Here is an 18,537-nt window from a genome sequence, read left to right on the forward strand (position 1 = left end):
GTTGGCACCGCTCGGCGCGCACCGGGCTTCCTGCAGCATCTGCCCAATCCAGTCCTGCGGCACCTCCTGCTGCGCGAAGCGGCGAGTCGAGGCGCGTGTCCCCGCCAGCGTCGCCCAGCCTTGCCGGTCGTGCAATGTGCTTGGCTCCGAATACGCGGGAGCAGCCGTCTCTAGAGTCTGTCGCATGTCCGGATTCTCGCCGTCGCCAAGCTACTCCAGCTTGATGTTGCCTTTGGCGATGACGTTGCCCCAGTGCTTGTACGCATCCAGGTAGTACTTCTGAAACTCTCCCTGGCTCATGTCGACCCACGATAGTCCAAGCTGATCGAGGCGAACGCGGTAGTCGGTGCTCCGTGTCACCTCGCGGATCGCTTCGGACAGTGAAGCGGTCGCATCAGCGGACAAGCCGGGAGGCCCGACGATCCCGAGCCACGACTCGCCCACGACTGCGACGCCTTGCTCGGAGAGCGTGGGAACATCCTTCACGTTGCCGTAGCGACTAGCGGTCGTCACGCCGAAGGACTTCAGGCGTGACATATAGGGTCCTGCCATTCCAGCGGGCACCATCATCACGTCGACTTGGCTCGCCATCAACGCCTGCAGCGCCGGCGCCGCGCCCTGGTAGGGAACCTGAACCGCCTCCTTGATCTGTGCAGCGTCCTTGAAGGCTACGGCCATGACATGCAGGGACGAGCCATTACCGGCATTGGCGTAGGTCAACGATCGGCTTTGGGCCAGCGCTACCAACTCCTTGGAGTTGCCAGCTGGCAGGTCCGGCCGCCCCATCAAGATGAACGGCGTTCGTCCGAGAGGCGCAATGGGCGTGAACCGCGTCGCATCGAACCGCGTCTTGGCAATGTGCGGATACATCGACAAACCGTCTGCGCTTCCAAGTAACAAGGTCAGTCCATCGGCAGGGGCAGAAAACACGAAGTCCGCTCCAATGGCCCCGGTGGCGCCAGGACGATTTTCGACGACGACAGGTTGACGGAATCGGTCACCCAGCCCTGGTGAGGCTAGCCTCGCGAGCGCGTCCGCGCCACCACCCGCAGCGAACGGAACGATGATGCGCACAACCCCGGCAGGCTGCCAGGAGGCGGCCGCAGCAAGGCCCCCAATACCGCCAAGTGCAAGTGGCACGCCGAACTTGAGTAGTTGGCGACGCTGAGCCATAAAGTTTGAAGCGGTCATGAGGGTCTCCAAAATTTCGTTGATGAGCAAGCCACCCTTGGTGCCGCACGACCGGCGCTCAAGCTGGCATCGCGTCCCAGTACAGGCGAGAGGGGTTGTCGACCAGTACCGCTTGCCGCAGGTCCGACGTAGGTAACCATTCGAAGGCCGCGTCGATGAGCGCAGCCGCCGTTGGCATTGAGGAGCCCGCCATCGGATGAGGCCAGTCGGTCCCCCAGAGCACCTGGCGCGGGTTGGCCGCCAACAGGACGTCCACAAGGGGGCGAACATCGCTGAACGTCCGCGGGTCATGGCTGATCCGGTACGGAGCCGACAGCTTGACGAATGCACGTCCCTCACGCATTAGCGCGAGCAGGTCTCTCAGCCCACTACTGCTCATCGCCTTGTCAGCGGCAGAACTTCCCATGTGGTCAAGCACCACCACGACGCCGAGTTCGGCGAGTTGGCGAACTGTTGACACTGATCCGTGAATGTGAGCGTACATCTGCACGTGCCACTCAAGCGGCGAGACACGCGCGACAAGCTCGCGCAGAGCATGGGGCGTCGGCTCTCCATCCATCACTACGTTCAAGCGCGTCCCGCGCGTACCGAGCGCGTGCCATGTCTCCAGCTGGCGATCCGGATGACAGTCACCCACGACCGCCACCCCACGCATCCAGGAGCCGTTGGCTCGCAACAGGTACTCAAAGGAAGAGTGATCGCTCCCATAGGGCGTCGGATGGACAAGGATCGCGCGGTCGACCCCACGGGCAGAGAACGTCTGACGATACTTCTCCACAGACCGGGGATCGGGCGTGTAGGCGCGGGCCGCGCTGAAGGGAAAGCGCAGCTCATCCTCGAACACATGCACATGGCAATCGCACGCTCCCGGCGGCAGGCGCCGAGTCGGCTCGGCCGGCTTCCCGCCACGCATCAGATGGTCGAGAGGTAACGGCATCGTTCTCAATAGACGGTGCGCATGCGGCCACCATCGACCGCAACGGACTGGCCCGTGATGTAGCTGCTGTCGGAGGCGAGCAACGCGATCACCTTGGCAATCTCGAATGGCTGCGCAAATCGCTTCAGCGGCACATCACCAATCCATTGCTGCACCGCGGCGTCCCGGCTCACTCCCGCCTTGTCCATGGTCAGGTGGACGACTTCGGCCATGCGTTCGGTGTCGATGATGCCAGTGAGGATCGTGTTGACCAGAATGCCGCGATCCGCCACCTCGTCTGCGAGGCATTTCGCCCAGGCGTTGGTTGCCGCGCGCAGTGCAGCCGAAGCGGCATGCATGGGCTCAGGTTGCTTGGCCGACATCGTCGTCGGAAATACCATGCGCCCCCACCCGGAACCCATATGCGGAAGAACCGCACGGGTCAGCCGAACGACGCTGAGGAAGATCTCCTCGAAGCCGGTGCGCCACTCTTCATCCTGGAAGTCCAACGCCGGACGCATGGGCCCGGGCGGGTGCCCGGCATTTCCGATCAGAACATCGATAGAGCCCAGCTCAGCGGCCGCTCGGCTCACAAACCGGTTGATGTCTTCCACCGATCCGAGATCGGCGGCGTAACCCAGAGCCGTTCGTCCCGTTGCTTCGCGAATCCGCGCCGCCGCATCCTGGGCGTTGGCCTCGCTGCGCCCACACAGCGCAACGTTCGCCCCCTCCTCGGCCAGTAGCATGGCGCTGGCAAATCCGATGCCGCGGCTTCCCGCGCTGACGACGCAGTTGCGTCCCTTGAGTCCAAGGTTCATGGCTCCCCCTGCAGTGTGTGGTGCTAGATTCGAAACGAGGCATCGAGGCGATCTAGCTTGCGCACCATCGCGGCCCACTCAAGCTGGCCGGAAGGCATGAATCCAGCCGGATCGAAGATCCTCTCCCCGGCTTGGACGCTTGCCTGGATGACGTCGGGCGGCAATGCGCTGAGCGCCACACCACCGCTCTGGGCGGCCAGTTGCACACGGCAGGCACGCTCCAGCCTGTACATGGACGCGAAAGCCTCGCCAATGGTCCGCCCGACGGCCAGCGTGCCGTGGTTTCGCAGGATGAGCAAGTTGCGTCGCCCCAGGTGCGCCAGAAGACGCGCTTGCTCAGCGGTATCCAACACCGGTCCCTCGAACTCGTGGTAGGCAATCTGAGACCAGATCACCAACGCATGCTGGGTCAGCGGCAGCAGGCCATCCTTCTGCGAGGCAACCCCGGTGCCGTCGCGCGTGTGCAGGTGGATCACGCACTCCACGTCCGGACGGCCCTCATGCACGCAGCTGTGAATGATCAGGCCTGCGGGATTGACCGCCGAGCTTGACCCATCCAGCACACGACCCGCTGCATCGATCTTGACGAGATTGGACGCCGTCACCTCCTCGAACAAGAGACCGAATGGATTGATCAGGAGCGCATTGGCCTCGCCGCGTACACGCGCGGTGATGTGGTTGGAGATCAAGTCATCCCATCCGTAGAGGGCCATGACACGGTAGAGCGCGGCGAGCTCGCAGCGGGTCTCCCACTCGGCAGCGGCCATGCCCGCCGGGGCAGAGGGAGTGGATTGGGTACGGATTCCATGGATCATGCGCAACACCTCGGGGTGGATCAGACTGAGAAAGGGCTTGGGGAGGGCGCCGGCCGCATCTCAAGTCTTGCGGGCCAGCTCGATGATTCGCCGCCACCGCTCGAGCTCCTGGGGGCCCTCGGCGCGAAGCGCCTGTGCATCGGCGATGTCAACATTGAGCGCCTGGTTACGACAGAAGAGGAGAAACTCCTCCGTGCCTGCGAGAGCCACAAGCTCCTTGGACAGCACCTGGACGACGGGGGCCGGGGTCGAGGCCGGCGCAAGCACGCCCAGCCAGGTCGTCATGTCATAGCCGGCCACGCCCGCCTCTGCGACGGTCGGCACCTCGGCCAGAGCGGACAGTCGCTTTGCACTCGTGACAGCCAGCGCGCGCAGACGCCCGCCCTTGATCAAGGGGATGGTCGGCGCCGTGCCCCCGCAGGAGAAGTCGACCTGACCGCTGACCGTGTCGGTGATGGCCCCGGTAGCGCCCTTGTACGGAATATGCCGGGCCACGGTCCTGGTCATGTCGTTGAGCACGACAGTACAGAGCTGCGTGGTGCTTCCAGTACCGGAAGAGGAGTACTTGATCTCGTTCGGCCGCGCCTTCATGTCGGCGATCAGTTCAGCCATCGTCTTGTACGGTGAGCTCGCGGGCACGACGAAGACCAGCGGGGAGTTGTTCACCTTGGCCACCGGCGCAAAATCTCTGAGCGTGTCGTATGGAAGCGGTGCCTCCGCGATCCAGTGGTTGGTGTAGTGCGGAGCGCCCGTGAACAAAAGGGTGTATCCATCCGGCGCGGCCTTGGCCACGAAGTCCGCGGCGATGATGCCGTTGGCGCCAACCTTGTTTTCCACGGTGACGGCCCTGCCCCATCTGGTGCTGAGCTGATTGGCCAGATAGCGCGCGGTCACATCCAGTGACGTGCCCGGAGAGGCGATCGCCACGAACTTGACGGGATGCTGAGGCCAGCGCGCTGGCTGCTGCGCACGTGCGCTCAGGGCCGCGAAAGGCGCGAGCAGCGCCGACAGCGAAAAAGAACGACGGTCGAGCGTCATGTGCGTGTCTCCTGGGCTTGAACTTGTCGATAGGCGTCTGCCTTGGCCGGAACGAACGCGCACACGATCTGCGCGCCGCGCGGACCGGCGCGCAGCATGGGAAGCTCCTGGGGGTGTGAGACAAAGATGCTTTCCCACACGGACAACGGTGCGTGCAAGGCCGGTTCGAGCGTTCCCGCCAGCACCAGCAGAAACATGCCATCCGCGGCGGCCACCCACGGCACCGGGATGACGTCCGCGGGAGGAACTGCGACTACGGTCGCGCCCAGGCCGTCCGGCGCGTGCGTGATGACGTCATCACGCTGCACCTCGCTCAATGACGCGAGCACGGTAGGCTCTAGAACCTGAACTGGGGCACTGGTTGCGTGACGTTTGGGCCCGCGCACCATCAGATCGCGCGCAGTCGCGACAGCATGAGCCCCCGCTTCGCAGACCGGGCGTATCGTGAAGTAGCGGATGCCCTCGTCGCCAGCCACCAAAGGGCCGTACCCGGTGTACGCACCAGCGTAGTGGATCGTCACAGGTTCGATCGGCGTCCGGCCAATGAACCCACCGCCACCCACGAAGAGCTGAAACTGGTTGTTCCGATGGAAATGTGCAGCGAGCACCGATCGGGGCGGCTGCTCAATGAGAGAAATCGTGGGCGACAGTTGCGCGTCCGTCCCGCACTCCATCCACTCGGCCTTGCCGAAGTCGATTCCCATCGCCCGAACGACGCGACGGCGACGGGTCGCTTGCTTCTCGGTGCCGAAGGCAAGCATCTACGCGGTCCTGGGGAACTGCATGACGACGAGCGCCGCGCCTTGTGCACCCGCGACAAGCGACGCCGCCTTCTCCTGCGGCTCGACAAAGATCACGCTCTGCGCTGGTAGCGTCTGATTGCCATCGTCAATCCCCCCGCGTAGAACGTATAGGAACTGCCCAGCCCCAAGTAGCGGCGACCGCCCCTGGAACGCCTCGTCCGGCCCGAGCATGACCAGCCAAGCGCCTAAGCCCGGAAGCATCTCGGACACAAGCTCCTGCCAAACGGTTGGCCCCTCAAGCGCCTCGGATGGCAGCTCGAAGTCATGCGAAGCAGCGAAGTAGCGCCGCCCGGGTGTTTCCCTCAGCCGTTGCGCGGCGCCAGGCATCCACTGCGCGCCAGGATCCCAACGATTTCGGAAGGTCACGTACTCAAGACCCTCGTGGTGGGCCACGATCGGACCATAGGGCGACAACGCATTGGCGTAGTGGATCGCCAAGCCGCTCAGGGGATGGGTACCAATCCGCCCGGTGCCCTGAACGAACAACTGAAACTGGTCGGCCTGATGGTAGTGCGCCTGGATTTCGCTGTCGCGCCCCTGCTCAACCAAGTAGGCCATTGGGTAGCACCGCAGCGATCCAACGGCCTCTGGCGCGTCGCCACCTTCGCTGGCAAGCAACACCAAATTCTTCCCCAGGTACGTGTTCAACGCGATATGCGTACCGTTGGGAAGCACGTAGTCCTGATAGCGACTTTGTGCCGCCTCGAAGGTGATCGACTGCGTCATAGGTTTTCCTTCGGAAACTCGTTCCCCACCACGCCGGTGCCTTGGTCCGTCGTTGAGCCCGTTCGCCGCATCTCGCTGTGGGCACGCCGGACGTGTCCATCGCGCCAGGTACGGCTCCATATGTCCCAGGCACCGCCCTCGTCGATGGGTGGCTCGGATCTGTCTGGAATGCTTGGCGACCGACATCTCGACCTTCTACGGCTTGCCAGTAGGCGTTCTTCGTCTTCGCGGCGAGTCGCCATGCACGTGTGGATGCAGCGCCCTGGGCTACTCCTGCTTCACACCACTGATCCGAACCATCTCTGCCCAGCGCACGGTCTCTTCAGGGCCCGACTTCAGGTATGCATCCAGGGGAGCCGTCTCTTTTTCCAGTCCTTGTGCGCTCAGGAATCTCGCGTACTCAGCCGTCGAAGTGATCTTCAGGATGGCTTGGCGAAGCTTTGTCACAACCGCCTCGGGCGTCCCGGTCCGCACCACGATCGACTGGCGCGACACAAACTCCGCACCGCGAATGCCCGACTCGGCGAACGTCGGCACATCCGGTAGCAGCGCGGACCGGTTCGCCGCGGACACGGCAAGCGCCTTGAGCTTGCCAGCCGTGATCAGTGGAATAGCCGTGGGCACGGCCGTCATCGCGATGTTTACTTGTCCACCCGCCGTGTCGGTGATCGCCTGCGCGCCTCCCTTGTAGGGGATGTGACGCAACGTGATGCCGGCACGCAGCGCGAACAGCTCCGGGGCGAGGTGCGTGGAACTTCCCACGCTGGCCGAGCCATAGGTCACCTCCCCTGGTTGCTTCTTTGCACGTTCCACCAGTTCCTTCACACTGGTCACGTCGAAGCTCGGCCCAGCAACCAACGCGAAGTAGGCCTGATTGAGTGGCGCCACGATCGTCTGATCGCGCCCAGGATCGTAGGTGAGGTTCTTGTACAACGCCGGGTTGGCGTACAGTCCCGATGCCATCACCATGAGGGTATGGCCATCCGCGGGTGCCCCCAACAGCGTCTGGGTTGCAAGCACGCCGTTGGCACCCGCTCGGTTGTCCACCGCGACTGCGACACCCAGCATCTTGCCGAGTTCCTCCGAGACGAATCGCGCGGTCAGATCCGATGCCGTTCCCGTCGATGTGGGCACCAGCAAGCGAATCGCCTTTTCGGGGTAGTGCTGCGCAAAGCTCGTGCCGGCCGCACATGCCACTAGCGCAACGAGCAGTCTCTTCGTTCGATTCATCAGGTGTCTCCGTTATGTGGAAGTGGAAGTGGAGGTCGTGGAACCCATCGCCGCGCGTCCCGCGCGCCGCATGGCCCAGGTCTGCGTTGCTCGTTCGGACTGCAGCGCCAACGCCCAGTCCCGCGCCTTGCCTCGGGCGGTCAACCGCAGGGTGCGCACAGTTGCTCGCGCGAGCTCCGGATCTCTGGCAGCGTAACGAGCCATCGCCAGCGCCTTGAGCCGCACTTGGTCCGCAGGGACGCTTGCCCACGCGAGACCGAGCTCAAGCGCACGTCGCCCGTCGATCTCCTCGCCGAAGATCGCCATCGCGCACGCCGCGTCCAGCGTCGCGTGCTCGGCCAGAAGCATCATGTGCCCGCCTCCAGGATGGGTTCCTATGCGGAGAAATCCTGAGAGAAGGCGAGCGTCGTCGGCGACAACCCGCACATCGGCGGCGAGCATGAGGTTCATGCCTGCGCCAACCGCTGCACCGTGTACCCCCGCAATCACCGGCGCTTTCAGGCGACCCGCGCGATAGAACGCGTCGTAGACACGGCTCGTTCCGTCGTACACCTGCGGATCCAGAGGATCCTGAAACATCTTCTGCGTCGAGCCCAGCTCGGCTCCGGCGCAGAACGAGCGACCGGCCCCGAAGATCACGACGGCTCCGACCGTTGGGTCGGCGTCGGCCTGCTCGAAGGCGGCCACCAACGCATCAGCCATCGTCGGCGTGAGTGCGTTGCGTCGCTCAGGCGCATTCAGCGTTACGACGGCAACTCCGCTCTCCACGACATAGAGAATCTCCGCGTCGGACACGGTGCTCATGTGATGACTCCTTGGGAGCGAAGGCCCTCGATCTCGGAACCACTGAGTCCAAGCTCCGTGAGAATTTCCATGCTGTCCTGTCCCAGCGCGGGCGCATGCCGTCGCAACCCGAGCGGGGATCCGCTCATGCGCACCGGGGGCGCACAGTGCACGATGGGGCCTTCGGTCGGATGTTCGACCTGCTCGAAGAAACCGGTTGCCGTGAGATGCGCATCGCCAGCCACGATCTGCGACAGCGAGCGAACCTGAACGGCCGGGATGTCGGCGCTCTGCAGGAGATCCAGCCACTCGGCGGTCGTCCGTGAGGCGATCTGGTCGGCAAGCAACCCATACAGCACATCGATGTTCCGCGTGCGAGCATCCATGGTCGAGAACCGCTCTTGCAGCATCAGATCGGGCTGGCCCACCAGATCGAAGAATCGCTTCCAGTGAATGTCGCCATACGGAACCACTGCGATGTATCCGTCCAGGGTTCGATAGGGGCGGCGGAATTTGGAGACGACCCGTGGATACCGGGGTTCACCCATCGACGGGACGAAACTGCTGCCGTAGAGGTGCTCGACCAGGTTGAAGGCCACCATGGTCTCGTACATCGGCACCTCAACCTGCTGGCCCTGCCCCGTCCGCTCTGCATGGCGAACAGCCGCTACAAGGGCAAGTGCCAGAACCAGGCCGCTGACCTTGTCCGCGACAGCGGACCCAACGTACTGTGGCTCGCCCGCGAACTCGGCTTGAAGAGCAGCACTTCCGCTCATGGCTTGAATGGTGTCGTCGAGTGCGGGACGCGCAGCGTAGGGACCCGTCTGGCCGTACCCCACCGCGTTGCAATAGACCAAGCGTGGACTGTCCTGCTGCAACTGTGCGTAGCCAAGTCCCAGTCGATCGACAGCCAAGGGTCGTACGTTGGTCACGAAGACATCCGCTTCGCGGATCAGGGCCTTGATGACCTCGAGTCCGGCGGGGTGCTTGACATCGAGCGCGAGACTGCGCTTGTTGCGGTTGCATCCCAGAAACATGGACGCCATGCCAAGATTGCGGCACGGACCCGTGATCCGCGTGCTATCGCCACCAAGTCCCTCCACCTTGATGACGTCAGCCCCCATGTCTCCCAGCCACTGCGTCCCATAGGGCCCAAACAGCACGGTCGTCATGTCGATGACCCGCACGCCATCCAGGGCGCCCCGAGGCAGTCTTTGGTTCCCCGCGCCCGTCATACCACCCCCTCGACTCCGGACGTCGACATCCGTGCATCACTCAGCCCGGGCCAGAACGCGTCGCCGCCAGCCGCAATCACGCGGTTGCCGAGCAGCCGCGACCAGTGCATCTCGTTGCCATACTCCTCGCGCCAGGACCAAAGGCGCCGGGTCCATATTTGCAGGGAGTACTCCTGCGTCATGCCGATGGCTCCGTGCACCTGGTGGGCCAGCTTGGCAACGATGTTGGCGGCCTGAGCAGCGCGGACCTTCGCGACGGCCACTTCTTCCCAGCTTGCCCCGCTGGTTGCCGCCATGACAGCCATCTCCAGCGCCATGGACGCCGCGCACACTTCGCAGGTCATCTCTGCCAAATAGGACTGAATGACCTGGAAGTGACCAATCGGCTTGCCGAACTGTTGGCGGTCCTGTGCATACTGGACCGACAGATGCATGGCCGACTCGAGCGCGCCCACGGTAGAGGCGCAACGACACAGCGCGCCGATGCTTTCGAGCAGATCCGAGTCAACACCGGAGTTCGCAGGGTGCAGCTGCTCGCCTGCGACTCGAACAAGCGAGGCTTCGAGGGTATCGCGCGGCTCCCCAGCAAGATTCCTTCCGGGGACCCACTCCAGCGCCGCCCCTTCAATGCCCGCAACCCACTGCTTGCCATCCAACGTGCACAGCGCCAGGACCCGCTCGGCGTGTCGTCCCCAGGGAACAGCCGCACCAGCAAAGTCGATCTGAACATGTCCGTCGTCCACCGAAGCGGCTTTCAGACATCTGGGCACCGCCGTCAGAGTGGCATGGCCTAGCGCAAGGCCGGCAGACTGAGCCAGCGCACGACCAAGCATTTCGGAGTCGGCAAACGGAATCAGTGCGCCTGCGCGCCCGATCTCAACCAACACGGCGACCTTGTCGCCCACGTCCATCCCGGTTTCGTCGCCACGCAGCCCCAGAAGCTCGAACTGATCCCAGAGATTGGCGTCCAGCCCATCGGCCTCGCACGCCAAAGTGCCTTCGGGAGATGCACGATCCTTCAGCAACCTGGCGACCGCATCACGCACCATGGAAGTCGTCTCGCTCATCATCTGAGTCCCAGCGCGCGGGCCACGATGCCGCGCAGCACTTCGTTGGTTCCACCGCGCAACGTGAATGTGGGTGCATGCATGACAGCTTGCGCGACTAGGTCCGCATAGCGATCTGTCCCGTGCCCGCGGGGTTCGACTTCCCAATGAGTGCGGGCTGCCGTAACCACATCTGACTCGAAGCGCGTGCCGAGATCCTTGACCAGCGCCGCCTGCACGGTTGGCTGTCCACCGGCTTCGATGGCCGCCGCCACGGCCATCGACATCGCCCGCAGTGTTCGAAGCCTCGCCACCAGCTCACCAATCGCTGCTGCGACTTCCTCGCGTCGCGTGTGGGTCGGGCCGCTTGCCACCATCGCTCGCAGGAGCGGCAGGACACTCAGAAATCGCTCTGGCCCACTGCGTTCAATGGCCAACTCGGCGCCAATGACCCTCCAGCCCATGCCCTCGCCTCCGACAACTGCGGCATCGGAGACAAGTACGTCGTCGAACGTCACCTCGTTGAAGTGGTGCTCCCCGTTGAGCAAGAGCAAGGGCCGAACCTGCACACCCGCAGCCGCGCGAGGCACGATGAACATCGTGAGCCCGTCGTGCTTCTTGCCGTCGACGCGCGAGCGTGCCAACACGAAGAACTGGTCCGCGATGTGGGCCTGACTGGTCCAGACCTTGCGGCCACTGATGAGCCATCCGTCGGATGTTCGCGTTGCCTTCGTGCGCACCGCGGCGAGGTCAGAACCAACGTCCGGTTCGCTGTAGCAGGCGCCGAAGTAGCTCTCGCCGCGCGCGATGGCCGGCATGTGCGCGCGGCATTGATCAGGGGTGCCAAAGCGCAAGAGGCTCAGCCCGATCTGCCGCTCCGCCACCCAGTGGGCCGCAACAGGTGCACCGGCCGCTAGGAGCTCCTCGACCACGACGTACCGTTCCTGGTTGGAACGTCCTTGTCCCCCGAACTCCCGCGGCCACGCCATGCCCAGCCAGCCTCTTGCACCAAGCTTTCGAGAGAACTCCGGCGACGATCCACGAACCCAGCAGTCGACGAGCGGCACAAAGCCACCCGTCGCTAGCTCCTGGGCCAGGAACGCCCGCACTTCATCCCTGAGCGCTTGCTGCGAAGCATCCGGCCGTGACGGACGCAAGGCGAGAACCGAGCCCATCATGCGCCACGCTCCCAGATGGCATCGAGCTCGCCATCTGCTTCACCCATCGCGGGTGCGCAACGGTCTCGCCGCATTACTCGCCCCCTGACCGGGAAGGCTTTCCTGCGCCAGTGACAACGGCGACCCTGATGGCATCGTCAGTCGCACCCCGCGCAAAGGTGTCGCGCAGAGCCTCCAACATGGCACGCGACATGGCGTTCATCGACTCGGGACGCCAGAGCGTGACCCGCATCACAGCACCGAGGCGGTCGACCCGAAGATCGGGCGTATCCATCACATGCGCTCCAGGATGGTCGCACTTGCCAACCCGTGCCCGGCGCAGAACACCACCAATGCGAGCGAGCCACCCGTGGCTTCAAGTCCAGCTAACGCCTTCGCGACCAAGCCGACGCCAGTTGCGCCTAACGGATGTCCATGGGCGATCGCACCACCCCACGGATTCACTCTCACCAAATCAACAGCGAGCTCGCGAGCCCATCCAACCGGCACACAAGCGAATGCCTCGTTGACCTCGATCCAATGGAGGTCCGACATGGACAGCCCTGCCTTCCCCAGCGCAGCACGCGTCGCAGGAATCACGCCGTCCAGCTGAATCCTCGGGTCGGAGCCAACAACCACGCGGGCGCGGAACCGTGCACGCGCACGCATCCCGTCCGCTCGCACCGCGTCCTCGCGCCCGACCAGCAACGAAGCTGCGCCGTCGGTCATCTGGCTAGAGTTGGCTGCGGTGATGACGCCATCTGGGTGCGTCACAGGTACCAGACTGGCCATCTTGGCACGGTCTACGTTGCCGCGAACACCCTCATCGGTAACCAAGCCAAGTCCATGCACCGGCACCGTCTCGCGTGGATTCGACAGGCTGGCGGCATGTTGCATCGCCTTGCGATGGCTCTGCGCCGCAAAGTCATCCAGCTCCTCTCTCGTCAGGCCCCACTTGGCTGCCATCAGTTCGGCGCTCTGCGCCTGCGGAGGCAGCTCATGCGCCGCCAGCAGGTCCGCATTGAGCATGGACCAGTCCCGAAACGGACCAGCACCGAGCGTAACGTCCAAGAACATCGGCGTTCGACTCATGCTCTCGACGCCGCAGGCAACCGCGTAGTCCATGTCACCTGCAATGACGGCCTGCGCAGCGAAGTGGACCGTGCTTTGTCCCGATGAACACATGCGATTCAGCGTGACGGCGGGAACCTCGATCGGCACACCGGCCAACAGCGCCGCCTGGCGACCAACGTTGGCAGACTGCTCCCCAGCCTGCGACACACAGCCGGTCAGTATGTCGCCCAAACGTGAAGGGTCCACACTCGTTCTCTCCAACAGCGAGCTCAACGACGAAGCCAAGAGCGCGTCTGGGCGCAGGCCAGCGTAGGCACCCCCACGCCTACCGAAGGGCGTACGGACTGCATCGACGATCACGGCTTCATGCATGCTGTTCCTTCTGAACCGGTACGGCGCTCACAACGCCGCGATCAATCAGTTGCTGTATGACTTCCTCGGACAATCCGCAACGCAACGCCAACACCTCTCGGGTGTGCTGGCCTAAACGGGGTGGCGCGGCTGCACCATCGCTGCAGCTCGCTCCCAGCGTAGGGTTGCGGATACTCGGATAGCGGTCATCTCCCGCACCCATCTGTCCAAACAGCTTGTTGTGGCGGACTTGCGCATCGCCTCTGAGCTGGGCGTAGTCATTGATCGGCGCGCACAGGACATCCATGTTGCGCAGGCGCCCTATCCATTCGTCCCGGCTTGCCGTAGAAAGAACGGCTTCGAGCTGGACCCGCAGGGCATCTCGGTTCCGCTGCCGGTGCGCGGAAGTGGCGAAGCGTGGATCCTCGGCAATCGCCTGTAAGCCCAGAGAGTCGCAAAACGCTGGCCATTGGTGGTCGAAGACGGTCAACGTGATCGGGCCATCCGCGGTGGGGAACGATCCGGACGGCGACAGCAACGGGTGATCGTTGCCCATCCGCTCCGGGAGCTGCCCCGTCATCAGGTACTCGGTCAGGGGCGGTGCCTGAAAGGCAACGATGGAGTCGAGCAACGAGATGTCGACGTCGCGGCCCGGCTCACCAGGTCGGCGCTGCAATAGCGCCAGCAGAACCCCCGAGAACGCGTTCATCCCAGCGAGCATGTCGGAGACCACATTACCTACGCGAAATGCCTCCCCGTCGCGCGGTCCGACGATGCTCATGAGCCCGCCGTAGGCTTGCATCGTCGAGTCGCCGGCCGGCAGGTGCACATTGGGCCCGCTAGAGCCAAAGCCTGTAACGGAACAGTAGATCAGGTCTGGTCGTGCCCGGCGCAGCTGCTCCCTACCGAGCCCCAGCTTGTCCATCACGCCAGGGCGAAAGCTTTCCAGCACAACGTCGCACTGAGCGGCGAGGGTCTGCGCAATCTCTCGGGCCTCGCGCTGGCGGAGATCCAGAGCGACGCCAGACTTGCCTCGGTTGACGCTGACAAAGACAGCACCCTGTCCGCCTTCGCCAGCAACCCCCATGCTGCGAGACCAGTCGCCGCGCAAGGGCTCCACCTTTGTGACTTCCGCTCCTTGGTCAGCCAGCAGCTGACCACAATAGGGGCCAGCCACACCCTGGCCGAAGTCCAGGACGCGGATGCCGGTCAAGGGCAACTGGCTCAAACCTCCCCCTTGCGCATCATGAACGATCCCCAGAACTCAAGGGGGGACGCGCCAGTCTGATTGACTACCGTGATCCGGACCGTCAGGACACCGCGCTGGCCATCGGACACGTCCTTCTTGCCCTCTACGGTGATGAGCACGTGGATGGTGTCTCCCGCTTTGACAGGGGCTGTGAACTTGAAGCGATCAAGCCCCAACGCTGCAAGCGTGTACTTGCCAAGAATGTCCTCCAGCATGCCGGCAGCGATGGATGCCGTGAACAGGCCGGGAGCGACGCGAGTCTTGAAGAGGCTGTGCTTCTTCGAGAACTCCTCGTCAATGAACATCGGCAGCTTCAGGCCGGCAAGGCAGGTGTAGCTGACGAGATCGGCTTCCGTGATCGTGCGGCCATAGCTCTGAAAGGTCTCGCCGATTTCATAGCTTTCGTAAGTCTTCTGGGCCAAGTTACTTCTCCTTACGTAGACAGATGGAAGGGACTACGTGCTCATCACTACGCAGTCGATCACTCGACCGCGATGTGACGCACCACGGGCGCGGACCTGCTGGCAACCTAGGCGATCCAAGCGCCAGACACCGGTCAGCACTTGCAGCGTTCGTATATTGGTACGCCTTGCGTTAATTCGCACGACGCGATGCTATCTGCATTTCGCCGTGCGTCAATACTTTTGTTGAGCTTTGGAGCTAAGCGGACGAAGGCCACCCATGCCGTCCCCATGGAGCGCATGCAAAGCTCTGCTGATTCGTTCGCGCCATCCGATCGCGAGTGGTCGCTTCGACATCGACGGATCACGGGGCTCCCATCCGCCACGAGATCGCGAGCCGCTTCGTCGAGGTCAACGCCTGCGGCCCTACACGGATGGAGCCTGCGGCCTTACTTCGCTGTGCACGGTCGCACGGCGGCTTCCACGCGACGCTGCACCTTACGAGCTCACGCATCTGCCAACATGTGAAGCCTTGCCTCGCCACGCCATGACACCCGGCACGTAGGCATCGGAAGTTGGGGTACCGTACGCACTTCAATCGCCCCCACCTTCTATGGAAAACGCCAAACTAGCCGTGCAGGCAGCCGCCCCGCAGTCCGTGGACCGGATCTTCTCGATCCTTGATGCATTGGCTTCGGCAGAAGCCGGCATGGGTCTTGCGCAACTGGCGCGCAGCTTGGATGCACCCAAGAGCAGCTTGATGAGTCTGCTGGTCGGCATGGCCGAAGGAGGCTATCTACGACGCGACGAGGCGGGCGTCTACCGCCTGGGGCCGCGAATGTTCTCCCTGGCCACGCGAGTGGTCGGGCACTTGCGTCTTGGGGAACTCGCGCGTCCCACCCTGCGGTGGCTCAGCGAGCAGACCGGAGAGACAGCACTTCTTGGAGCGCTAACGCCAGATCGACAAAAGGTGGTCTACCTTGAAAAGGTGGAGAGCGAAAGCGCACTTCGATACACGATCCCGATCGGCGAGCAACGAGACCTTTACAGCACCGCCATCGGGAAGCTGCTGTTGGCCTACATGCCTGCATCGCAGCAGGAGCACTACCTTCGTTCGGTGACGCTTGTCGCGCACACGCCTTCGACGATCACCAGCGTTGCAAGCCTACGCAAGGAACTCGCGGCGATCGTGGCCAGCGGCATTTCGCGCACCCACAGTGACCGGGTCGTAGACGCCAGCGCCATCGCAGCGCCTGTCTACGGCTTCGATGGCGACTTGCTGCTCGGCGTGGTGATCGCGGGCCCGACCAACCGCATTACTGCCAACGACAAGAAGCACTGCAAATGCGTCGTGGAAGCAGCACAGAGGCTGACGCGGACCATGGCCGGCAAGCCACCGTAACCTCTACATCCGTTCCTTTGACGCCTCAGGCGACTGCCGGCTTGCGGTGACATCGTGCGTATATGCGGCTATCATTCCGCTATCAGTTCTGTCTTTATGGCATCAGCAGCAAGCGATGGCTACGCTGGCTTGCTGCGACTCCGCGAGGACTGGTGGACACTGTCTAGGCGCACGTCGAGTGGCTGGCCCAGCCGCGGAACGTCGATCCCTTTGCGTTGGCTTCTAAGAGGAGTTCCTGGTGAGTCTGATCAAGAAGACAATTGACGCTTCGACTGCACAGAAAGCAATTTATGCAGCCGTCGAGAAGTCCGTGGCCATGGGCAAGGCCATGTGCATCGCAGTCGTGAATGAGGATGGATTGCTCAATGCATTTCATCGGATGGACGGCGCCCCATTTCTGGCCATTGACGTCGCGCAGAACAAGGCATACACGGCCGCTTCATTCGGCATGCCGTCACACGCCTGGTACGACTTCATCAAGGACGATCCGCCCTTGCTGCATGGCATCACGAACACTCCCCGACTTGTGATCTTCGGCGGCGGCTACCCCATCATGGAAGGCGGACAGATGGTGGGCGCCATCGGCGTGTCCGGAGGACACTACTCAGATGACATGCAGGTGGCGCAGGCAGCCCTGGAGGCAGTCGCGGCCTCTGACCTTAGTCGAGCGACCGTGCTACCGCCTTGATGATCTCTCCCGGGTCTGAGGAAGCTTCAGACTCAGCACGGCACTTGCCACTTCGATGCGCAAGAGCTTCGCGACGCCGCTGGCGATCGTGAGTATCCGGGCATTGCGCACATGCCGCTCCGTCGGCTGATCCCGTCCATCGCTGGTGGATCCCAAACCGAGCGCGCACGACAAGCGCTGGCGCGCGGAGCCGACGACCTGGATGAACTCACCGGGCTGCAGATTGGCACCGCTCGGCGCGCACCGGGCTTCCTGCAGCATCTGCCCAATCCAGTCCTGCGGCACCTCCTGCTGCGCGAAGCGGCGAGTCGAGGCGCGTGTCCCCGCCAGCGTCGCCCAGCCTTGCCGGTCGTGCAATGTGCTTGGCTCCGAACACGCGGGAGCAGCCGTCTCTAGACTCTGTCGCATGTCCGGATTCTCGCCGTCGCCAACCCTCGTTCAGCGCAGGCTGGCGTTCGTCGCGTAGGACTGGATCGGAACTCAGTTGGACAGCGTGAGCGCACCCTTCATGAGCGCCGAATGGCCGGGGAACGAGCAGAAGAACGAGTATGCGGTACCGGCCTTGAGCTGGTCGGTCTGCAGTTGCAGGGTGTCGCTCATGCCGCCGCCCAGCATCTTGGTGTGAGCGATGACGCGCTTGTCGCCGGCCTTGAGGTAGTCGTTGCCCAACCCCGCCGCAATACCGTCGGAGGCGACGGCGGAAAGATCATTGGCGGCGGCGATCACGAGGTTGTGCCCCATCGCGGCCACCGGCAGCTTGCCGACGTGCTTGAGCGTGATGGCGAAGGTCTTGCAGGACTTCGGGACGGCAATGCTCTTCACGTTGAACTGCATCGCGTCGTTGCTCTCCACGGTGGTGGCGCAGTCAGCCGCCATTGCAGGCGAGACGAGTGCAAGGCAGGACACGGCGCCGACGGTGGCGGCGATCTGGGAAATCAGTTTCATGGACGGTGATGGAGGAAATGGGAGATTCTGAGTGGCGGCCCGCCGGCGACCGGCACGGCTGGCCGGTGGAGACGGCGCTCAGCCCAGGACACAAGCGACCGGGCACGAGCGTCGCGCGTCCTACTTTGCGACCGCGCGCCCGCCACGCACGGCGACGACTTCGATCTCGACGAACCAGGCGGGGTTGGCCAGCGCCGCGATCTCGAACGCCGAGCGCGATGGCAGCAGGGGCTGCTTCTCCGTACCGAAGTACTTCGTATAGCCTTTCATGAACCCTGCGAAGTCCATCTTTCCGCCCTTGGCCGGATCCTTGACGAGGAACACCTGCATCTTGACGACATCGGACATCGTCAGGTCCATGGACTTGAGCTGGGCATCGATCGCCTCCAGGACGGCAACCGTCTGCCCTTCGGTATCTCCGCCATAAGCGGCTGGATCGGTCGACGGCTTGGTCTTGTCGACCATCGGCGGAACCTTGCCGGACAGGTACACGGTGCTGGCCCCACCGGATACCTCCACGGCGTTGGCAATCGGGAACGACGATCCGGGGATCTTGTAGCGCGTGACGGTCGGGTCGACGGCCGTCGTTGCGCACGCGGACAGCAGGGATGCCAAGGCAACGGCGGCGATGGAGAAGGTGGTTCTCATGTTCTCAATGGTGGTTGGGTT

The 18,537-nt window shown here is 63.5% G+C and carries 21 protein-coding genes; 2 read left to right on the forward strand and 19 right to left on the reverse strand.

Annotated elements, in window-relative coordinates; genetic code table 11:
• Positions 1-210 precede the first annotated feature (210 nt).
• The 16 genes from DES41_RS23695 to DES41_RS23770 form a co-directional block, all read right to left on the reverse strand.
• On the reverse strand, positions 211-1,221 hold the full coding sequence (locus DES41_RS23695) for a tripartite tricarboxylate transporter substrate binding protein (protein WP_114470136.1): 1,011 nt from the start codon (positions 1,219-1,221) through the stop codon (positions 211-213).
• A 28-nt stretch (positions 1,222-1,249) separates the two neighbouring features.
• Positions 1,250-2,128, reverse strand: coding sequence for an amidohydrolase family protein (locus DES41_RS23700; RefSeq protein WP_114470137.1), 879 nt, complete (start codon positions 2,126-2,128; stop codon positions 1,250-1,252).
• Between the two features lie 5 nt (positions 2,129-2,133).
• Positions 2,134-2,925, reverse strand: coding sequence for an SDR family oxidoreductase (locus DES41_RS23705; protein ID WP_114470138.1), 792 nt, complete (start codon positions 2,923-2,925; stop codon positions 2,134-2,136).
• A gap of 23 nt (positions 2,926-2,948) precedes the next feature.
• On the reverse strand, positions 2,949-3,740 hold the full coding sequence (locus DES41_RS23710; protein WP_211333062.1) for a class II aldolase/adducin family protein: 792 nt from the start codon (positions 3,738-3,740) through the stop codon (positions 2,949-2,951).
• A 60-nt stretch (positions 3,741-3,800) separates the two neighbouring features.
• Positions 3,801-4,778: a Bug family tripartite tricarboxylate transporter substrate binding protein gene (locus DES41_RS23715; protein WP_114470140.1), complete on the reverse strand. Its 978-nt coding sequence runs from the start codon at positions 4,776-4,778 to the stop codon at positions 3,801-3,803.
• Positions 4,775-5,539 carry a hypothetical protein gene (locus DES41_RS23720; protein ID WP_114470141.1) on the reverse strand — a complete coding sequence of 255 codons (765 nt, stop codon included), beginning with the start codon at positions 5,537-5,539 and terminating at the stop codon, positions 4,775-4,777. Before DES41_RS23720 ends, DES41_RS23715 begins: the two co-directional genes overlap by 4 nt.
• Positions 5,540-6,307, reverse strand: coding sequence for a hypothetical protein (locus DES41_RS23725; protein WP_114470142.1), 768 nt, complete (start codon positions 6,305-6,307; stop codon positions 5,540-5,542).
• A 267-nt stretch (positions 6,308-6,574) separates the two neighbouring features.
• Positions 6,575-7,537: a Bug family tripartite tricarboxylate transporter substrate binding protein gene (locus tag DES41_RS23730; RefSeq protein WP_114470143.1), complete on the reverse strand. Its 963-nt coding sequence runs from the start codon at positions 7,535-7,537 to the stop codon at positions 6,575-6,577.
• A 12-nt stretch (positions 7,538-7,549) separates the two neighbouring features.
• Positions 7,550-8,341: an enoyl-CoA hydratase/isomerase family protein gene (locus DES41_RS23735; RefSeq protein WP_114470144.1), complete on the reverse strand. Its 792-nt coding sequence runs from the start codon at positions 8,339-8,341 to the stop codon at positions 7,550-7,552.
• Positions 8,338-9,555, reverse strand: coding sequence for a CaiB/BaiF CoA transferase family protein (locus DES41_RS23740; protein WP_114470145.1), 1,218 nt, complete (start codon positions 9,553-9,555; stop codon positions 8,338-8,340). The genes DES41_RS23735 and DES41_RS23740 overlap by 4 nt, the downstream gene beginning before the upstream one ends.
• Positions 9,552-10,622: an acyl-CoA dehydrogenase family protein gene (locus DES41_RS23745; RefSeq protein WP_170168273.1), complete on the reverse strand. Its 1,071-nt coding sequence runs from the start codon at positions 10,620-10,622 to the stop codon at positions 9,552-9,554. The genes DES41_RS23740 and DES41_RS23745 overlap by 4 nt, the downstream gene beginning before the upstream one ends.
• Entirely contained in the window at positions 10,622-11,779 is a 1,158-nt protein-coding gene (locus DES41_RS23750; protein WP_211333063.1) for an acyl-CoA dehydrogenase family protein, read from the reverse strand. Before DES41_RS23750 ends, DES41_RS23745 begins: the two co-directional genes overlap by 1 nt.
• 73 nt (positions 11,780-11,852) lie before the next feature.
• On the reverse strand, positions 11,853-12,053 hold the full coding sequence (locus DES41_RS39885; RefSeq protein WP_114470147.1) for an enoyl-CoA hydratase-related protein: 201 nt from the start codon (positions 12,051-12,053) through the stop codon (positions 11,853-11,855).
• A complete protein-coding gene (locus DES41_RS23760) occupies positions 12,053-13,204 on the reverse strand; it encodes a thiolase family protein (RefSeq protein ID WP_114470148.1) in 1,152 nt (383 codons plus the stop codon). The genes DES41_RS39885 and DES41_RS23760 overlap by 1 nt, the downstream gene beginning before the upstream one ends.
• Positions 13,197-14,411: a CaiB/BaiF CoA transferase family protein gene (locus DES41_RS23765; protein WP_170168274.1), complete on the reverse strand. Its 1,215-nt coding sequence runs from the start codon at positions 14,409-14,411 to the stop codon at positions 13,197-13,199. Before DES41_RS23765 ends, DES41_RS23760 begins: the two co-directional genes overlap by 8 nt.
• Positions 14,408-14,854: a MaoC family dehydratase gene (locus DES41_RS23770; RefSeq protein ID WP_114470150.1), complete on the reverse strand. Its 447-nt coding sequence runs from the start codon at positions 14,852-14,854 to the stop codon at positions 14,408-14,410. The genes DES41_RS23765 and DES41_RS23770 overlap by 4 nt, the downstream gene beginning before the upstream one ends.
• Positions 14,855-15,446: 592 nt before the next feature.
• On the opposite strand from DES41_RS23770, the gene DES41_RS23775 reads away from it, so the two are divergent.
• Positions 15,447-16,235 carry an IclR family transcriptional regulator gene (locus DES41_RS23775; protein ID WP_114470151.1) on the forward strand — a complete coding sequence of 263 codons (789 nt, stop codon included), beginning with the start codon at positions 15,447-15,449 and terminating at the stop codon, positions 16,233-16,235.
• A gap of 238 nt (positions 16,236-16,473) precedes the next feature.
• The gene (locus DES41_RS23780; protein ID WP_211333064.1) at positions 16,474-16,923 is read left to right on the forward strand and encodes a GlcG/HbpS family heme-binding protein; all 450 of its coding nucleotides are present in this window, start codon (positions 16,474-16,476) and stop codon (positions 16,921-16,923) included.
• Here DES41_RS23780 and DES41_RS23785 read toward each other — a convergent pair.
• The 3 genes from DES41_RS23785 to DES41_RS23795 all read right to left on the reverse strand — a co-directional run bounded on the left by DES41_RS23785 (position 16,912) and on the right by DES41_RS23795 (position 18,516).
• Positions 16,912-17,280: a nitroreductase family protein gene (locus DES41_RS23785; protein WP_170168275.1), complete on the reverse strand. Its 369-nt coding sequence runs from the start codon at positions 17,278-17,280 to the stop codon at positions 16,912-16,914. The two genes, DES41_RS23780 and DES41_RS23785, sit on opposite strands and share 12 nt — an antisense overlap.
• A 123-nt stretch (positions 17,281-17,403) precedes the next feature.
• Positions 17,404-17,868 (reverse strand): azurin, encoded by a 465-nt coding sequence (azu, locus tag DES41_RS23790; RefSeq protein WP_114470154.1) that lies wholly within the window; start codon positions 17,866-17,868, stop codon positions 17,404-17,406.
• Between the two features lie 120 nt (positions 17,869-17,988).
• A complete protein-coding gene (locus tag DES41_RS23795) occupies positions 17,989-18,516 on the reverse strand; it encodes a RidA family protein (protein WP_114470155.1) in 528 nt (175 codons plus the stop codon).
• Positions 18,517-18,537 lie beyond the last annotated feature (21 nt).

This window comes from Pseudorhodoferax soli (genome assembly GCF_003337555.1).
Taxonomy (GTDB): Bacteria; Pseudomonadota; Gammaproteobacteria; order Burkholderiales; family Burkholderiaceae_C; genus Pseudorhodoferax; species Pseudorhodoferax soli.